This window comes from Alkalihalobacillus deserti, from assembly GCF_020734105.1.
In the GTDB taxonomy this organism is placed as follows: Bacteria; Bacillota; Bacilli; order Bacillales; family Bacillaceae_D; genus Halalkalibacter; species Halalkalibacter deserti.
The window spans coordinates 173,225-188,769 of sequence record NZ_JAJAFR010000002.1; the positions used below are offsets into that span (position 1 = coordinate 173,225).

Below are 15,545 nucleotides of genomic sequence, written 5' to 3' on the forward strand. Positions count from 1 at the left end.
TTATTTCTTGTGTAATGATTGTTCAATATGATGAGTGAATAGGGGAATGAGCTAGTTTAATATTAAGTAAAAAATTCCACATAAATACATATTACAATGCTTTTTGTTGCATCCTATCCTTACAGAGGAGATGGTCAATTGATGAGAAATTTAACGATCACGTTCAAAATCTCAGTTATTATGGCTCTGATTTTCGTATTATGGGGGGCTTTTTTTCCAGAGCATTTAGGGAATATCATGACGATTGCACAAGCTTTCTTCTTAAATGCATTTGGTTGGTTTTATAATTTAGCGGCATCATTCTTTTTACTCTTTGCCCTTTTCTTGATTTTTAGTAAATTTGGAAAAATAAAGCTAGGTAAGGATGCGGACAAACCTGAATTCAGTCGTCCTACCTGGTTTGCTATGCTCTTTAGCGCTGGAATGGGGATAGGTTTATTATTTTATGGGGTATCAGAACCTGTATCACATTATGCGGCTCCTCCTGTCGGCACGGGAGGAACTCAAGAATCTGCGTTACTTGCTCTTCGCTACACGTATTTACACTGGGGTTTTCATGCTTGGGCTATTTATGCAGTCGTAGCTCTTGCACTAGCCTACTTTAAATTTAGAAAAGATGCCCCTGGATTAATTAGTACAACTCTTTCTCCTATATTAGGAGACCATGTAAAGGGGCCTATTGGATACACGATAGATATTGTTGCGGTTTTTGCAACGATATTTGGTGTTTGCGCCTCTCTTGGGTTAGGCTCTCAACAAATCAATGCTGGTTTAGGTTATTTAATAGGGATCCCGGTTAATTTTACAGTACAAGTAACCATTATTTTAATTATAACGGTTCTATTTATTTTATCAGCAAGTACAGGAATACAGCGTGGAATCAAATATTTAAGTAATGCGAATATGATTTTGGCCACCATTCTACTTATAGCGATGGTAATACTTGGGCCTACCTTATTTTTATTAAACTTATTTACTCACACGTTAGGGGAGTATATACAAAACCTCCCACAGATGGGCTTGAGAATTTTCCCGTTTGATGAGCAAAGAGCAGCATGGACTCAAGGTTGGACCATTTTTTATTGGGCATGGTGGATTTCTTGGTCTCCTTTTGTCGGAATGTTTATCGCTCGTGTATCTAAAGGAAGAACCGTTCGTGAATTTACTGTAGCGGTGTTGATTGTTCCCACTTTGGTGTGCGCATTTTGGTTTTGTGTTTTTGGTGGAACTGGGATTCACTTAGATCTTTTGGAGGGTGTCGATGTTGCTGGACAAAGTTTAGAGACAGGTTTATTTTTTGTATATGAACATTTGCCATTAGGTGGTTTTCTCTCTGTTATAACGGTGTTACTTATTTCGACGTTTTTTATTACATCAGCAGATTCAGCAACCTTTGTTCTAGGCATGCAAACAACAGAAGGAAGCATGAATCCCTCTAATTTTATTAAAATCACATGGGGACTTATTTTATCAGCATCTGCTATTGTGTTGATGGCTTCTGGTGGTTTACAAGCACTTCAAACAGCGATCATCGTTAGTGCTTTTCCACTAACGATTATATTACTTATTATGAGTGTTGGAATCGTGAAAATTTTCAAAACAGAGATTGGAAAAACTAAAACAAAAAAGAATACATGACAATCTGAGACGCTCAAATTCGAGCGTTTTTTCTTATTTGAATTGAATCTGGACAAACATCAAATACATAATTGAATAAATCAATGTGAAATCGTCAAGTCTTTGTACAAAAGGTTAATTGGAAAGTGGTGGAGTGATGCCAATAAAAGGGTTATGTTTCGTTGTAATATTTATAGTTTTAACGGGTTGTGGTCAAAGCCTAAGTGAAGAAATTGAGAAAGTCGATGAATCGATTATTTCAGTTCTTTCACAAAAACAGTCATTTCTTTCGTTTTCTTGGATTGAGCAAGGATTTAATGGAGTCTTTGCCCCTATAAATAAAAAGCTAGGTCAAAGTGAAAGAGAGCTAATAGAAAAATTAGGGAGACCAGTTAGTGAGGGGAATTATGAGGGAGGCACTTTCTTGCAGTATAAGGATATAACGTACTTTTTTAATCCAGACACGAAAAAAAACGTAGCCATTGTGATTGATATTAAAAGAGAACAACTTACAGACGAAGAGTTAAAACGAAAACTAGGTACACCGGACCAAAGTGAGTTTAATGAAATGGACGGAGTTTGGATGTATGTGTATGAATTAGATGAATATGAGCTTATATTTGAGGCGTCATCGGAGCACTCTGTTCTCACTCATGCCTGGTTAAAAGAAAAAATAAAATAAATCCTAGATTTATGTCGTCTATTTTTTTGTTTCTAAAATGTGAATTAAATATTAATTTAAAAAAATAAGAAAATAAAGGTTGCAACAATAATAAGTCTGTTATATTATAAAAAAGTAAGATACAAACTGTATTAACACAGAGGAAAACATTATAGGGGGAACGAGGGGTAGGTGTAGTTAGGTATTGATTATCAAAACTGCCAACTAATGGGCACTAGTAGTCACCTGATCAAAAGCTTTGTTTCTTTATTTGAAATTGAATAACTGCAAGACTAGTAAACTACAATAAGAATTAGGAGAGATGAAAATGACAAACGAATCTAGACAAAGAGAAGCAAGGCAATTAGAGGAACAATGGGCTAACGAACTTAGATGGAGCGGGATTGAAAGACCTTATTCCGGTAAAGATGTTGTTCGTCTAAGAGGATCGGTTCAAGTGGAACACACACTTGCTCGCCATGGTGCAGAAAAGCTATGGAAATTAATGAATGAAGAAGATTTTGTTAACGCTTTAGGTGCATTAACTGGGAACCAGGCAGTTCAACAAGTGAAGGCGGGTTTAAAAGCGATTTATTTAAGTGGGTGGCAAGTAGCAGCAGATGCAAACTTAGCTGGACAAATGTATCCAGACCAAAGCTTGTATCCTGCAAATAGCGTACCAAGCGTTGTAAAAAGAATTAATCAAGCTCTTCAACGTGCTGATCAAATTCAACACATGGAAGAGGAAGGAGATATCGATTACTTTGCCCCAATAGTAGCAGATGCAGAAGCTGGATTTGGCGGTCAATTAAATGTATTTGAGTTAATGAAGGGAATGATTGAATCAGGTGCATCAGGTGTACACTTTGAAGATCAACTTGCTTCGGAGAAAAAGTGTGGACATTTAGGTGGTAAGGTTCTTATTCCAACACAAACAGCGGTTCGAAATCTTACTGCAGCTAGGTTAGCGGCAGATGTGAGTGGAGTTCCGACTATTATTATAGCTCGAACTGATGCGGACGCAGCTGATTTAATTACAAGTGACATTGATCCAATCGACCGTCCATTTATAACAGGTGAGCGAACTCCAGAAGGTTTCTATAGAACGAATGCGGGTATTGATCAAGCTATTGCTAGAGGACTTTCTTATGCTCCTTACGCAGATTTAATTTGGTGTGAAACATCAAAGCCTTCACTTGAGGAGGCACAACAATTTGCTGATGCCATCCATGCGAAATTCCCTGGAAAAATGCTCGCATATAATTGTTCACCTTCATTTAACTGGGAAGCAAATCTTGATAAAGATACAATTGAAACGTACCAAGTGGAACTTGGGAAAATGGGTTATAAGTTCCAATTTGTTACACTTGCAGGATTCCACGCTTTAAATCATAGTATGTTTGAACTGGCTCATGGCTATAAAACTAGAGGAATGGGTGCGTATTCTGAATTACAGCAAGCGGAATTCGCTAGTGAAACAAAAGGCTATACAGCAACTCGCCATCAACGTGAAGTAGGAACGGGCTACTTTGATGAGATTTCTCAGGTGGTATCAGGAGGAACTTCCTCTACAACTGCTTTGAAAGGATCTACGGAAGAAGCTCAATTTCAAAAATAATAATAGCTAAATATGAATCTGGCCAGTCTCTGCAATTTTTATTGCAGAGACTGTTGTAATACAGGCGATTATAACAACCCTAATGTGTAACAAAAATCTTGTTCGAAAGTGTCGATTGGACAACGATTATGTTTCTTTTTCTAACTTCTTGTCGAAGAAATAAATGGTATTTATCTATTCAACTCTTTTTTTAAACTTTATAATAGTTAAAGAGAATTAAAACATATAGATGGATCATCCGTGTTTTAAAGTTGGAGAGGATACATATGCAAATTTTCATTCAAGTTGTTCTGCCGGTATTATTCGTATTTTTAATTGGGTTTGTTGTACAGAGGTGGAAGAAGATAGATGTAAGATCTGTTTCTACAGTTGCTATTTACATCATGACACCTACCTTAGTTTTTCGTACTTTTTATAATACAGAGCTAACGATTCAACTTTTTTATATGGTTGTTTTTGCTGTTTTACTATTAGCGGGTCTAATAGCAATTAATAAGGTTTATTCAAAAATGAACAAATTTGATCAATCAACAGAAAGTGGACTTATTTTATCAACGGCATTTATGAATGCGGGTAATTATGGAGCTCCAATTATTTTATTTGCTTACGGTGAAGAAGCTTTCGCTTACGCCATTATGTTCCTAGTGCTGCAATCTGTCATTATGAATAGTTTTGGAGTTTATTATGCTGCTAGAGGACAAGCTGGGATTGTTGTTGCTCTTAAAGCAATTGTAAAGATGCCTGCAACGTACGCCGTTTTAATAGGCTTATGTATAAAGTTGTTTCAACTATCCATCCCCAACAATCTGATGTTGACCATTGATATTATTGCAGAGGCTGCTATTCCTACGGTGATGATTATATTGGGAATGCAGTTAGCGAGAATTGAATGGGGCAATTTTGAATGGAAAAAAGTAACTTATGGAACCATTGTCAGACTTTTTGTTTCACCGGTACTGGCAATCGGACTTTCTTCTATGTTACCCATGGACCCGCTCATGGCAAATGTATTGATTGTTTCTTCTGCGATGCCAACAGCGGCTACTATTGTGATGTATGCCGTTCAATTTGACGCGCAACCAAAATTAGTTTCTAGCACAACCATAGTTACGACTGTAATTAGTGTTTTTACGATTACAGCTCTTTTGATTATTCTAGGTTAAGTCCTTTTCATTTTAAAAAGAAATATTCTTTCTGATTGCATTTTTGAGTTTAAATCTTTATCATAATAAAGAGATTGTTTTAAAAAGTAGGAGGACTTAAAAGATGAAAATGATGGATGCAAACGAAATTATTCAATTTATCTCAAAAAGTGAGAAGAAGACACCAGTAAAAGTACATATTAAAGGTGATTTAGAAGGATTAAACTTCGGTGCCGAAACAAAAGCTTTTATTACAGGTTCTGTTGGGGTTCTTTTCGGTGAGTGGAGTGTCATTGAACCGATCTTAAACGAAAACGAAGCAAAAATTGAAGATGTAGTCGTTGAGAACGATCGTCGTAATTCTGCCATTCCTCTATTAGATATGAAGAACATCAAAGCTCGTATTGAGCCGGGTGCTATCATTCGTGATCAAGTTGAAATTGGTGATAATGCAGTTATCATGATGGGAGCTAGCATCAACATCGGAGCAGTCATCGGTGATGGTACTATGATTGATATGAATGTAGTTTTAGGTGGTCGTGCTACGGTAGGTAAGAACTGCCATATCGGAGCTGGATCCGTTTTAGCTGGTGTTATTGAGCCGCCTTCTGCAAAACCTGTAGTGGTTGAAGATGATGTTGTCATTGGAGCAAATTGTGTAGTATTAGAAGGTGTAACAGTTGGTAAGGGAGCAGTTGTTGCTGCTGGAGCTGTTGTCATTGAAGATGTTCCTCCTAATACAGTCGTTGCTGGTACACCAGCTCGAGTCATTAAAGAAATTGACGAGAAAACAAAAGGAAAAACTGAAATTAAGCATGAACTTAGACGCTTAAACGAAGATAACTAATAGAGATGGGACAAGCAGCTTTGTCGTTAGGGGATTTTTTCCTAGCGACAAAGCTCTTTCCTTAGGATTCATTCTAGTGTTTGACTGGAAGAAGAATAATTGTATTAGGAATGATGTTCGAAGAAAAAAATAAATTGTGGTGATTGTAAATGTTAACAGCTGATGAACTTATTAAAATTAGACGTGATTTGCACCAAATTCCGGAACTTGGATACAAAGAAGTTAAAACGCAACGTTATTTAATAGATAGAATTGGATGTTTGCCTCAAGATTTTTTAACTATTGAAACATGGAAAACGGGAATTTTTGTTTTTGTAAAAGGTATTAATACACTCGAAACTATCGGTTATCGGGCTGATATTGATGGTTTACCAATCGAAGAACAAACGTCTTATACTGAATTCCAATCTTCTCATGAAGGGGCCATGCATGCGTGTGGTCATGATTTTCATATGACCATCGCTTTAGGTGTGTTATCATATTTTGCTCATAATCAACCTAATAGCAATCGCTTGTTTATCTTTCAACCTGCAGAAGAGGGACCCGGTGGAGCGAAGCCTATCCTTGAATCTGATCAATTCAGAAAATGGAAGCTTGATAAGATCATTGCCTTACATATCGCACCAGAACACCCAGTAGGGACAATCGCCACGAAAGTGGGACTGTTATTCGCTAATACATCAGAATTGTTCATCACTTTAAAAGGAAAGGGCGGTCATGCCGCCTACCCTCATACAGCCAATGATATGGTTGTAGCAGCAAGTCATCTCGTTACCCAACTTCAAACCATTGTAGCACGTAATGTGAACCCGCTAGATGCAGGGGTTATAACAATTGGCGTAATTAAAAGTGGAACAAAACAGAATATTATTGCGGATAAAGCGGTTATTGAAGGTACAATAAGAACACGCTCAATTGAAACGATGAAAAAAATAAAAGAACGGATAGAAGCGCTCGTCAAAGGAATTGAGGTTGGATTTGAATGCACCCTATCTATAGATTACGGAGCAAATTATTGCCAAGTTTTCAATGATGAAGATGTGACAACTGACTTCATTGCATTTGCGCAAGCGAAAAAGTCTCTTAACCTTGTGATTTGTGAAGAGGCTATGACAGGAGAGGATTTCGGTTATTTCCTAGAGGAAATTCCTGGCTTCATGTTTTGGCTCGGTGTAGATAGTAAATATGGTTTGCATGATGCTCGTTTGGAGCCAAATGAACAAGCTATTCCATTTGCTGTAGAGACAATTATTGACTATCTTAAATAAAAATTGATCTAGTCATTTGCTTTTTTGCAGGTGGCTTTTCTCTTTTTAGATTGATCAAGCATAACGTTACCCAGATAACATAAAAGTTAGGCTTACAGAAGAATTGATTAAGAATATAGGTTATTTTCTATCAGAATGTATAATTGCCACTATCTTGGGAAATTTAAGGAATGAAATACATTAACTATTTCTAGCGGAGGTACAAACATGCCAAGAATCGGTGTTGAACAATCATTATCAGATGTACAACAAGAGTTACAATCAAAGGGTTATGAAGTGGTACAGTTGAAACAAGAGCAAGATGCACAAGGATGTGACTGCTGCGTGATTACTGGACAAGATCAAAATGTGATGGGTGTTCAGGATGCGGCTATTAGAGGATCTGTCATTAATGCACACGGGATGACGGCAGAAGAGATTTGTAAGCAAGTAGAACAAAAGGTAGGACAGTAAATAGAGAAGGAGGCTAACGACTAGCCTCCTAAAGTTTTTTATTGATCTTTTTTCTCGATATAAACTTGGTGGGGAAAAGGAATCTCAATGTTGTTTGCATCAAGAGCTTCTTTCAAAGCTTTACGAAGTTTACGCTCGACAGCCCATTGTTGCATGTTTTCCGTTTTAGCAATGACACGGAGGACAACATCAGAATCTCCTAAACCTTGAACTCCAATAACGTTCGGTCCTTCTTTAATCGCTTCATCTTCTGCTGCAACACGGTCGCATGCTGCTTGAAGTACGGTAATGGCTTCATCAATGTTATCCTCATACGATATGCTCATATCAACAAGAGCTCTCATATTTCCGCGAGAATGATTGCTTACATTACCAATCGCACGATTAGGAACAAAATGAAGAGTGCCATCAAATCCACGAATTTGTGTGTTGCGTAGACCGACTTGTTCAACAATACCGTCTACACCACCAGCAGTTACATAGTCATCAACATCAAGTTGTTTTTCTAATAATAGAAAAAATCCAGTTACAACATCACTAACGAGTCCTTGGGCTCCAAAACCAATTGCTAAGCCAACTACACCAGCACCGGCTATAAGTCCTGTTGCATCCAACCCAAAAATACTAATGACTATAGTAATAAACACAAATATAAGTACATAAGAAAAAGCGTTAATCGTTAACTTTTCGAGTGTTTTTACTCTTCCAGCTGACATTCCTCTTTGTACTTCCATTTTTGAGAAACTACCAGATATGAGTCTTTTCCCTACTGATCGTGTAATTAAAAAGGCAAGTAAAGCAAGTATAATCTGGCCAATACTTGTTGCGATTCCTAGAAAGAATTCCCCGCCCGAATATTGACTCAACCATTGTTCCATCCAATCACTCCTAAATTTTTTAACCCCTGTACATATTGTTACGGATCATGAAGAGTTTCTATTTGTTACTCCATTTTATTGGTAGTAACCCTCTTTAAACATCTATCCTAGCATAAATAAAAATTGCTCTCAAATAGAGTCTGCTGAAAAAAGATCGTTTTTTTATTGGCCTTTAAGCAATGAGCGGAAGCGTTGCTTTGTCTTAACCTGCAATGAGTGGGGTTCTCAATTCGCAGGAGTGCAACGTGTGGAGCCATTTCTTTCTCGAATCTGCTAAAAAGGTCTTTTTCAGCAATCTTCTCAAATATCATGTCTCTCTAACAAGAATACTAAGCATATTTGTCGCTTTACCAATTAAAGATTGCTATAATTTAAAATATAGGCCGTTTAGAAGAGGAAAGTGTGGATATAATACTTTATGTGAAGTAAGTTCACGTTTTAATTAGTTTAATTATTATTTAATATTGACTATTAATAATTCTTCTTTTATAATGACGGCGTATGTGAATTTAATTTTACTAGGAGGTTGTACATATGACAGACAAGCGTATGGTAGCAAAGCAAGCACCACGTTTTGAAATGGATGCAGTAATGCCGAACAAAGAATTTGCAAAGGTAAGCTTAGAGGAGAACATGAAGAACGATAAATGGACTGTTCTTTATTTTTATCCAATGGACTTTACTTTCGTATGTCCAACTGAAATCACTTCTTTGAGTGATCGTTATGACGAGTTCGAAGATTTAGATGCTGAAGTTATTGGGGTATCAACTGACACAGTTCATACGCATAAAGCGTGGATCAACACTTCTCGTGATGAAAATGGTCTTGGCGAGTTAAAATACCCACTAGCAGCTGACACAAATCACGTTGTATCTCGTGAGTATGGTGTTCTTATTGAAGAAGAAGGTGTGGCACTACGTGGTTTATTCATTATTAGCCCTGAAGGTGAATTAATGTACTCTGTAGTTAACCATAACAACATTGGCCGTGACGTAGAAGAAACACTTCGCGTACTTCAAGCTCTTCAAACTGGTGGTCTTTGCCCAGCAAACTGGAAACCAGGTCAAGCAACACTTAACGTGTAATTAGAAATATAGAAAAAAGGGTCTAGCAGCAATGTTAGACTTTTTTTTATCCAACACAAGGTGAAAGGATGGTTGTTGTTATGGCTTTAAAGTTAAGATCTCAAATGCCTGAATTAGAAGGAGCTTCAACATGGTTAAATGGTGAAGTTATGAAAACAGATCTCGTAGGCGATAAGCCAACGTTAATCCATTTTTGGTCAATTAGTTGCGGGTTATGTAAAGAAGCTATGCCAAATGTAAATGAGTTTCGTGATCAATACAAAGACAAATTGAACGTGATCGCTGTTCATATGCCAAGATCAGAAAAAGACTTGGATCTTGATGAGATTAAAAAAGTAGCTGCAGAGCATGAAATTACTCAGCCGATCTTTGTTGATGATCAGCATAAGCTAACAGATTCTTTTGAAAACGAATATGTTCCTGCTTATTATGTATTTGACGAAGAGGGACAATTACGTCACTTTCAAGCCGGTGGTGGCGGAATGAAAATGTTAACGAAACGAGTTAATCGCGTACTTGGAATTAAGGAATAAAATAGAGAGGAGCTGAGACTTTTCAGTTCCTCTTTTTTATCGGTCAAATATCAACATTTCATGCTTTAGCATATATATATATCTTGAGGTGATGAAATGTGAACATTATTGATAAACGTAATTCTCTTGCTTCGAGTTCTTCTAGGTCGTATCGAAGAAGAGCCGGAAGTTCCATTAGAAATATTGCTATCCATCATAGTGCCACAACATCAGGAAGTGCCGAAGCTTTTGCTCGCTATCATGTAAATCAATTAGGCTGGCCAGGGATCGGTTATCATTATGTCGTTGATAGAGATGGGTCAATTAGTTTATGTCACAATTTAGAAGTTGTCAGTTATCATGTTGGTAATAGCAATAGTTTTGCCGTAGGGATTTGTATGGTCGGTGATTTTAGAACGCAGTCTTTAACCGATGCTCAAAGGCAATCTACCATTATTATAACGAGAAGTTTAATGAGTGAACTAAACATACCGGTCGATAATGTTTGGGGACATATGGAATTTCCAGGATATGCGTGGAAACCATGTCCATCGATTAGTATGCAAAGCTTTCGAAATTGGTTAAGAGAGGATGGGGCGAACCTAACAGAAAGGCCTGCTCCGGCTGTGACGTATGTAGCTGGAGCTAGACAGCGGACCATTTTAAATCTTGGAGATCAAGGTGATGATATAAAGGCTCTACAAGAGCGGTTAGATGAGTTACAAATGCATCCAGGTCCTATAGATGGCATTTTTGGACCGTTAACTGCTGATGCGGTCATACGTTTTCAACGAGTAGCATCTATTACGGTAGATGGCATTTTTGGACCGCAGACGCGAGAGAAGCTTAGGGACTTTGAGCAAACAGGTGAGCAACCTGAACATGCGTCTCCAACGGATGAGCCAGATCAGAGGGAAGAGATGTACCGTAGTGAGACGAGACGAATGTTACGATTAATTTCTCCGATGATGAGAGGCGCAGATGTGCAAGATGTGCAACAGAAGCTGGGCGCTGCAACGGATGGAATATATGGACTTGAAACAGAAGAAAGAGTTCGAGAATTTCAGAGAAGAGAAGGAATATCGATTGATGGAATCGTCGGACCGCAAACGTGGAGAGCGTTAGATAGAACTCAAGGTACAGGAGTTAGTTATCAACGCTTATTGTCCGTTCAAACTCCTTATTTAAGAGGGCAGGATGTTCAAAGAGTTCAAAGAGCTTTAAATCTTACAGTTGATGGAAAATATGGTCCACAAACTGAAAGAGCTGTCCGGAATTTTCAACGAAATGAAGCAATTGCGGTAGATGGAATCGTCGGTCCTCAAACGTGGAGAAGGTTATTCAATGAGTGATTTCAAGAAATAGAGAACTCAGTTGTCGTGACTGTTTTCTCTATTTTTAGTATTGATTTGTAATTTAGTTTAAAAAAACTGTTACCAAGCTACTGGAAAAGGTAAAGAATCGAACTTTTTCGATAGTCTTCCCGATACAATGGCATTTATAATCAGAGCCTTTAGGAATAGGCTCCACTTATTTACTTCATCCTAATCATATAAGTAGTGAGAAGGAGGACAGCAAATGAAACGTCGCTTTTTATTGGAATGAGTATATTTGCTGCAATCGTTGTATTGTATTATATATTAGCTTGAATTATCTTGAACCAGGTTACGCTCTCAACCCTTCATCAGTGCTTTCATTTAATCACCCGATTGCCTATGAGGTGAACGATATATTAGGATACGACATATGGGGTTTATCGGTTTTTGAGGAAGAAGCGGAGAAAGAAAAAGATCAAAGGGTGCTTTCGTTACATAACGGTGCTGTAAAAGTAGATAAAGCGTTTATTGAAGAAGGAGGAGATTTATTTTATGAGGAAATGTTCAATAATGAAGAATATATTACTGATGTCCTAGGTGTATTAGATGGACCTTTATCAATTATTACTATGGGGAAGGATTAACGTTCTTAAATAACAATGTTCACGCGCAAAACTTAGACTTGCTAGCTCAAGCTGATTAAAGTGAGGTTTTATTTGAAATTGATAAAGAAAAGGACTCAAAAGGTGAAAAACCATTTGAGTCCTCTTTTTATACTTCCATAATAATTGGTAAAATCATTGGCTTACGTTTTGTTTTTTCGTATAAGAATGGTCCGAGTAAGTCAGTTACTTCGTTTTTGATCTCAGACCATTGTGTGGTTTTACGCGCCATTACATCATTTAAATGATTGGCTAATAGTTTTTGTGCTTCATGAATTAAGTCACTTGACTCTCTCATATACACAAATCCACGGGAGATCAAATCTGGACCAGCTGTTACTTTGAATTCTCTCATGTTCAAACTAACTACAACTACAACCAGTCCTTCTTCAGATAATATGCGACGATCTCTCAATACGATATTACCAATATCACCAATTCCATTTCCATCTACATAAACAGATCCAGAAGGGATTTTCCCAACAACACCAGCTTCGTCTGGATGAAGAGCTAAGACATCTCCATTATCCATTATAAAGCTATTTTGCTTAGGGATTCCGCAATCTTCAGCTAATTTTACATGCATATTTAACATACGGTATTCACCGTGTATAGGCATGAAATATTGCGGTTTCATTAAACGAAGCATAAGTTTTTGTTCTTCTTGTCCACCATGGCCTGATGTATGAATATCGCTTAATGTGCCATGAATGACATCAGCTCCAGCGCGGAACAGTTGATTAATGGTTTTACTAACACTTAATGTATTTCCAGGTATTGGTGATGAAGAAAATACAACTGTATCTCCTGGGATAATTTGAATCTGACGATGTGTACCATTTGCAATTCGTGAAAGAGCTGCCATTGGCTCTCCTTGACTACCTGTACATAAGATGGTTATTTGATTATCTGGTAATTTATTAATTTGAGATGGTTCAATAAATGTACTTTTTGGTGCATTAATATATCCAAGTTCTTGACCGATCGCCATAACATTTTCCATGCTTCGGCCAAATACGGCGATTTTACGTCCGTTTTGTACAGCCGCTTCAACTACTTGTTGAACACGATAAATATTAGAAGCAAATGTCGCAAATATAATACGTCCATCTACTTTACGGAATATACTATTTATACTTTCTCCAACTTTTCTTTCAGACATCGTAAATTCTGGGATTTCGCTATTTGTGCTATCTGATAGTAAACATAAAACCCCTTCTTCACCGATTTTAGCCATTTTCGTCAAGTTAGCTGGTTCACCAACTGGGGTGAAATCAAATTTAAAATCTCCAGTATGAACAATGTTTCCTGGAGGTGTTTTTACTACAATTCCAAAAGCATCAGGAATACTATGAGTTGTGCGGTAGAACGTCACTGATGTTTTTGTAAACTTAACGACTTGGTCCTCTTGAATTTCATGTAACTTTGTTTTACGTAAAAGCCCATGTTCTTCTAATTTACCTTTTAATAAACCTAAAGCTAATTTACCTCCGTAAATAGGAACATTCACAGCTCGTAATAGATAAGGAATTCCACCAATGTGGTCTTCGTGACCATGCGTGATAAAAAGGCCTTTAATCTTATCTTCATTTTTAACTAAATACGTATAATCTGGAATGACGTAATCAATACCTAGAAGTTCGTCCTCTGGAAACTTAATTCCGGCATCAATTAAAATTATTTCATCTTGGAATTGAACAGCATACGTGTTTTTTCCGATTTCACCTAAGCCGCCTAATGCGAAAACAGCGGTTTGATTATTTTTTACTTGTTTCATAAATTACAAAGACTCCACAGTGAATGAACCTTTTGACTGTTCATATTCGAGATATTCTCCAGAGATCGGTGTTACAAATTCAATATTATATTCACGAGGAGCCAGCTTTTTCCGCACATCAGCTTCGCTATCACCTTCCACGTAAATCGATTCCGTAAATTCACGAACTGGAACCTGGTTAAACTTCTTTTGAAAATACACTTTAAAAATCATTTTGTACCTCTCCTTACCATTGGTTATATTTTCATTATAAAGCAAATGTCACCGTATTTCATGTTTTTATTTTATCCGGTACATTATGAAGCTTTTTTCTTAATTATAAATGATAAGTATTGACGGTTACGTTTCTGATTAAACTTCAATTAAACGGTTTTTCGGAAGTAAATTTTTACAACCTTTTACGATTTTCTTTCTCCATCTACGTAGCATTATGGTTCACATCCTTTTAGTTTTGCTTATACATGTAAATAACAGTCGTTAGTGAGGTTTGATATGTATAGTATGTGTTGGATGTGACCCGCCTGTTCAAGGTAATAAATGGATAAAAAAACCCAAGTTAGTAGATTAGATCAATTAGGAATGTCTGACTTCTTGAATTCAATTCGTCAATACATCTAAAAATCAGTACTAAATTGGGTTTACTAAATTAATATATTCAATTTCAAAGTTCTTTTTTTAATTTATCTTTGAATTCGTCAATTCGATCATAAAACATAATTCCATTTAGATGATCTAATTCATGTTGGAAAACGATGGCTACTAAGCCCCGTAATCTTAATGAGACTTCTTCACCTTCTAAAGTGGTTCCTTTTACGGTAATACGAGAATATCTAGGAACTAAACCGGGTATATCTCTGTCTACAGAAAGGCAGCCTTCTCCACCTTCAAGATGCGTTTCTTCAATTGAATGACTTACAATTCTTGGATTGAAAAGACCCATACTATAAAGTTTATCTTGTTCATCTGTTACATGGACTGCGAACATTCTTTTAGAAATACCGATTTGTGGAGCGGCTACACCAACTCCAGGTCTTAGTTCATATTGTTCAGCAAGTTCAGGGTCTTGACTATTGATGACAAAGTCTAACATATCTTTAAGAATTTTTTTGTCTTTAGCACTAGCTGGAAGAGGGACTTCTTCTGCAATTTTTCTAAGTACAGGGTCACCTTCTCTAACGATGTCTTTCATTGTTAACATATGTATTCACTCCTTTTGCACCTACGTTTACTTTATGAAGAAATAATCAAAATATCAAGTAGTATTCTTTGTTTTATAATGAATTATAAATAAAATAGGAAAAAGAAGGAGCAAGGCACTTCCTTAGCTCCTTCTTTTTTATCAGTTTAGCAATGGCCAAATTTAGAAGCGCCAACGATGATAAGCAGGATGAAAAGTACTACGATTAACGCGAATCCTCTTCCTGCACCTGGAGCATAAGCGCCAGCTACAGCCGGAGCGCCATAACCGTAACCACAAGGGTCCGTACATCCATAACCTGCACCATAACCTGCACCATATCCGTATCCAAACATTTTGCATTCCTCCTTTATCTTTGTACCGCAGTAACTGCGATTCAATATTACATTATGCATCTCAAGGAATTGTGGTTGGACGAATGCCTATTTTTAATCCATTAAATTCAAAATTTTTAATGGACAGGCTCATATTAGATTTGTTGGGCTCATATACTAGCAGAGGTAAGATTTA

General features: G+C 37.0%; 15 protein-coding genes and 1 pseudogene. 11 read left to right on the forward strand and 5 right to left on the reverse strand.

The window, feature by feature from the left end; genetic code table 11:
* Positions 1–141: 141 nt before the first annotated feature.
* The 7 genes from LDX58_RS04405 to LDX58_RS04435 all read left to right on the forward strand — a co-directional run bounded on the left by LDX58_RS04405 (position 142) and on the right by LDX58_RS04435 (position 7,606).
* The gene (locus LDX58_RS04405) at positions 142–1,638 is read left to right on the forward strand and encodes a glycine betaine uptake BCCT transporter (RefSeq protein ID WP_227935981.1); all 1,497 of its coding nucleotides are present in this window, start codon (positions 142–144) and stop codon (positions 1,636–1,638) included.
* Positions 1,639–1,774: 136 nt separating this feature from the next.
* Positions 1,775–2,299, forward strand: a complete 525-nt coding sequence (locus LDX58_RS04410) for a DUF4309 domain-containing protein (RefSeq protein ID WP_227935641.1) — start codon at positions 1,775–1,777, stop codon at positions 2,297–2,299.
* Positions 2,300–2,606: 307 nt separating this feature from the next.
* Positions 2,607–3,896: an isocitrate lyase gene (gene aceA, locus LDX58_RS04415; RefSeq protein ID WP_227935642.1), complete on the forward strand. Its 1,290-nt coding sequence runs from the start codon at positions 2,607–2,609 to the stop codon at positions 3,894–3,896.
* 266 nt (positions 3,897–4,162) lie between these two features.
* Positions 4,163–5,059, forward strand: a complete 897-nt coding sequence (locus LDX58_RS04420; RefSeq protein ID WP_227935643.1) for an AEC family transporter — start codon at positions 4,163–4,165, stop codon at positions 5,057–5,059.
* 103 nt (positions 5,060–5,162) lie between these two features.
* Entirely contained in the window at positions 5,163–5,885 is a 723-nt protein-coding gene (gene dapD, locus LDX58_RS04425; protein ID WP_227935644.1) for a 2,3,4,5-tetrahydropyridine-2,6-dicarboxylate N-acetyltransferase, read from the forward strand.
* A 149-nt stretch (positions 5,886–6,034) separates the two neighbouring features.
* Positions 6,035–7,153 (forward strand): N-acetyldiaminopimelate deacetylase, encoded by a 1,119-nt coding sequence (locus LDX58_RS04430; protein WP_227935645.1) that lies wholly within the window; start codon positions 6,035–6,037, stop codon positions 7,151–7,153.
* A gap of 207 nt (positions 7,154–7,360) precedes the next feature.
* Entirely contained in the window at positions 7,361–7,606 is a 246-nt protein-coding gene (locus LDX58_RS04435) for a YkuS family protein (RefSeq protein ID WP_227935646.1), read from the forward strand.
* 38 nt (positions 7,607–7,644) lie between these two features.
* On the opposite strand, the gene LDX58_RS04440 is transcribed toward LDX58_RS04435, so the two are convergent.
* Entirely contained in the window at positions 7,645–8,484 is an 840-nt protein-coding gene (locus LDX58_RS04440) for a mechanosensitive ion channel family protein (RefSeq protein WP_227935647.1), read from the reverse strand.
* A gap of 534 nt (positions 8,485–9,018) precedes the next feature.
* Here LDX58_RS04440 and LDX58_RS04445 point away from each other — a divergent pair.
* From LDX58_RS04445 to LDX58_RS04460, 4 genes are all read left to right on the forward strand, one after another.
* The gene (locus LDX58_RS04445; protein WP_227935648.1) at positions 9,019–9,570 is read left to right on the forward strand and encodes a peroxiredoxin; all 552 of its coding nucleotides are present in this window, start codon (positions 9,019–9,021) and stop codon (positions 9,568–9,570) included.
* Positions 9,571–9,650: 80 nt separating this feature from the next.
* Positions 9,651–10,103 carry a TlpA disulfide reductase family protein gene (locus LDX58_RS04450; protein WP_227935649.1) on the forward strand — a complete coding sequence of 151 codons (453 nt, stop codon included), beginning with the start codon at positions 9,651–9,653 and terminating at the stop codon, positions 10,101–10,103.
* Between the two features lie 98 nt (positions 10,104–10,201).
* The gene (locus tag LDX58_RS26380; RefSeq protein WP_227935650.1) at positions 10,202–11,434 is read left to right on the forward strand and encodes a peptidoglycan recognition protein family protein; all 1,233 of its coding nucleotides are present in this window, start codon (positions 10,202–10,204) and stop codon (positions 11,432–11,434) included.
* Positions 11,435–11,802: 368 nt separating this feature from the next.
* The gene (locus LDX58_RS04460) at positions 11,803–12,042 is read left to right on the forward strand and encodes a hypothetical protein (protein ID WP_227935651.1); all 240 of its coding nucleotides are present in this window, start codon (positions 11,803–11,805) and stop codon (positions 12,040–12,042) included.
* A gap of 127 nt (positions 12,043–12,169) precedes the next feature.
* On the opposite strand, the gene rnjA is transcribed toward LDX58_RS04460, so the two are convergent.
* The 4 genes and pseudogenes from rnjA to LDX58_RS04480 form a co-directional block, all read right to left on the reverse strand.
* Positions 12,170–13,837 carry a ribonuclease J1 gene (gene rnjA, locus LDX58_RS04465; protein WP_227935652.1) on the reverse strand — a complete coding sequence of 556 codons (1,668 nt, stop codon included), beginning with the start codon at positions 13,835–13,837 and terminating at the stop codon, positions 12,170–12,172.
* A gap of 3 nt (positions 13,838–13,840) precedes the next feature.
* The gene (locus tag LDX58_RS04470; protein ID WP_227935653.1) at positions 13,841–14,050 is read right to left on the reverse strand and encodes a DNA-dependent RNA polymerase subunit epsilon; all 210 of its coding nucleotides are present in this window, start codon (positions 14,048–14,050) and stop codon (positions 13,841–13,843) included.
* 448 nt (positions 14,051–14,498) lie between these two features.
* On the reverse strand, positions 14,499–15,035 hold the full coding sequence (gene def, locus LDX58_RS04475; RefSeq protein ID WP_227935654.1) for a peptide deformylase: 537 nt from the start codon (positions 15,033–15,035) through the stop codon (positions 14,499–14,501).
* A gap of 146 nt (positions 15,036–15,181) precedes the next feature.
* A pseudogene (locus LDX58_RS04480) lies at positions 15,182–15,259 on the reverse strand (YjcZ family sporulation protein); the annotation flags it as partial.
* Between the last annotated feature and the right edge of the window lie 286 nt (positions 15,260–15,545).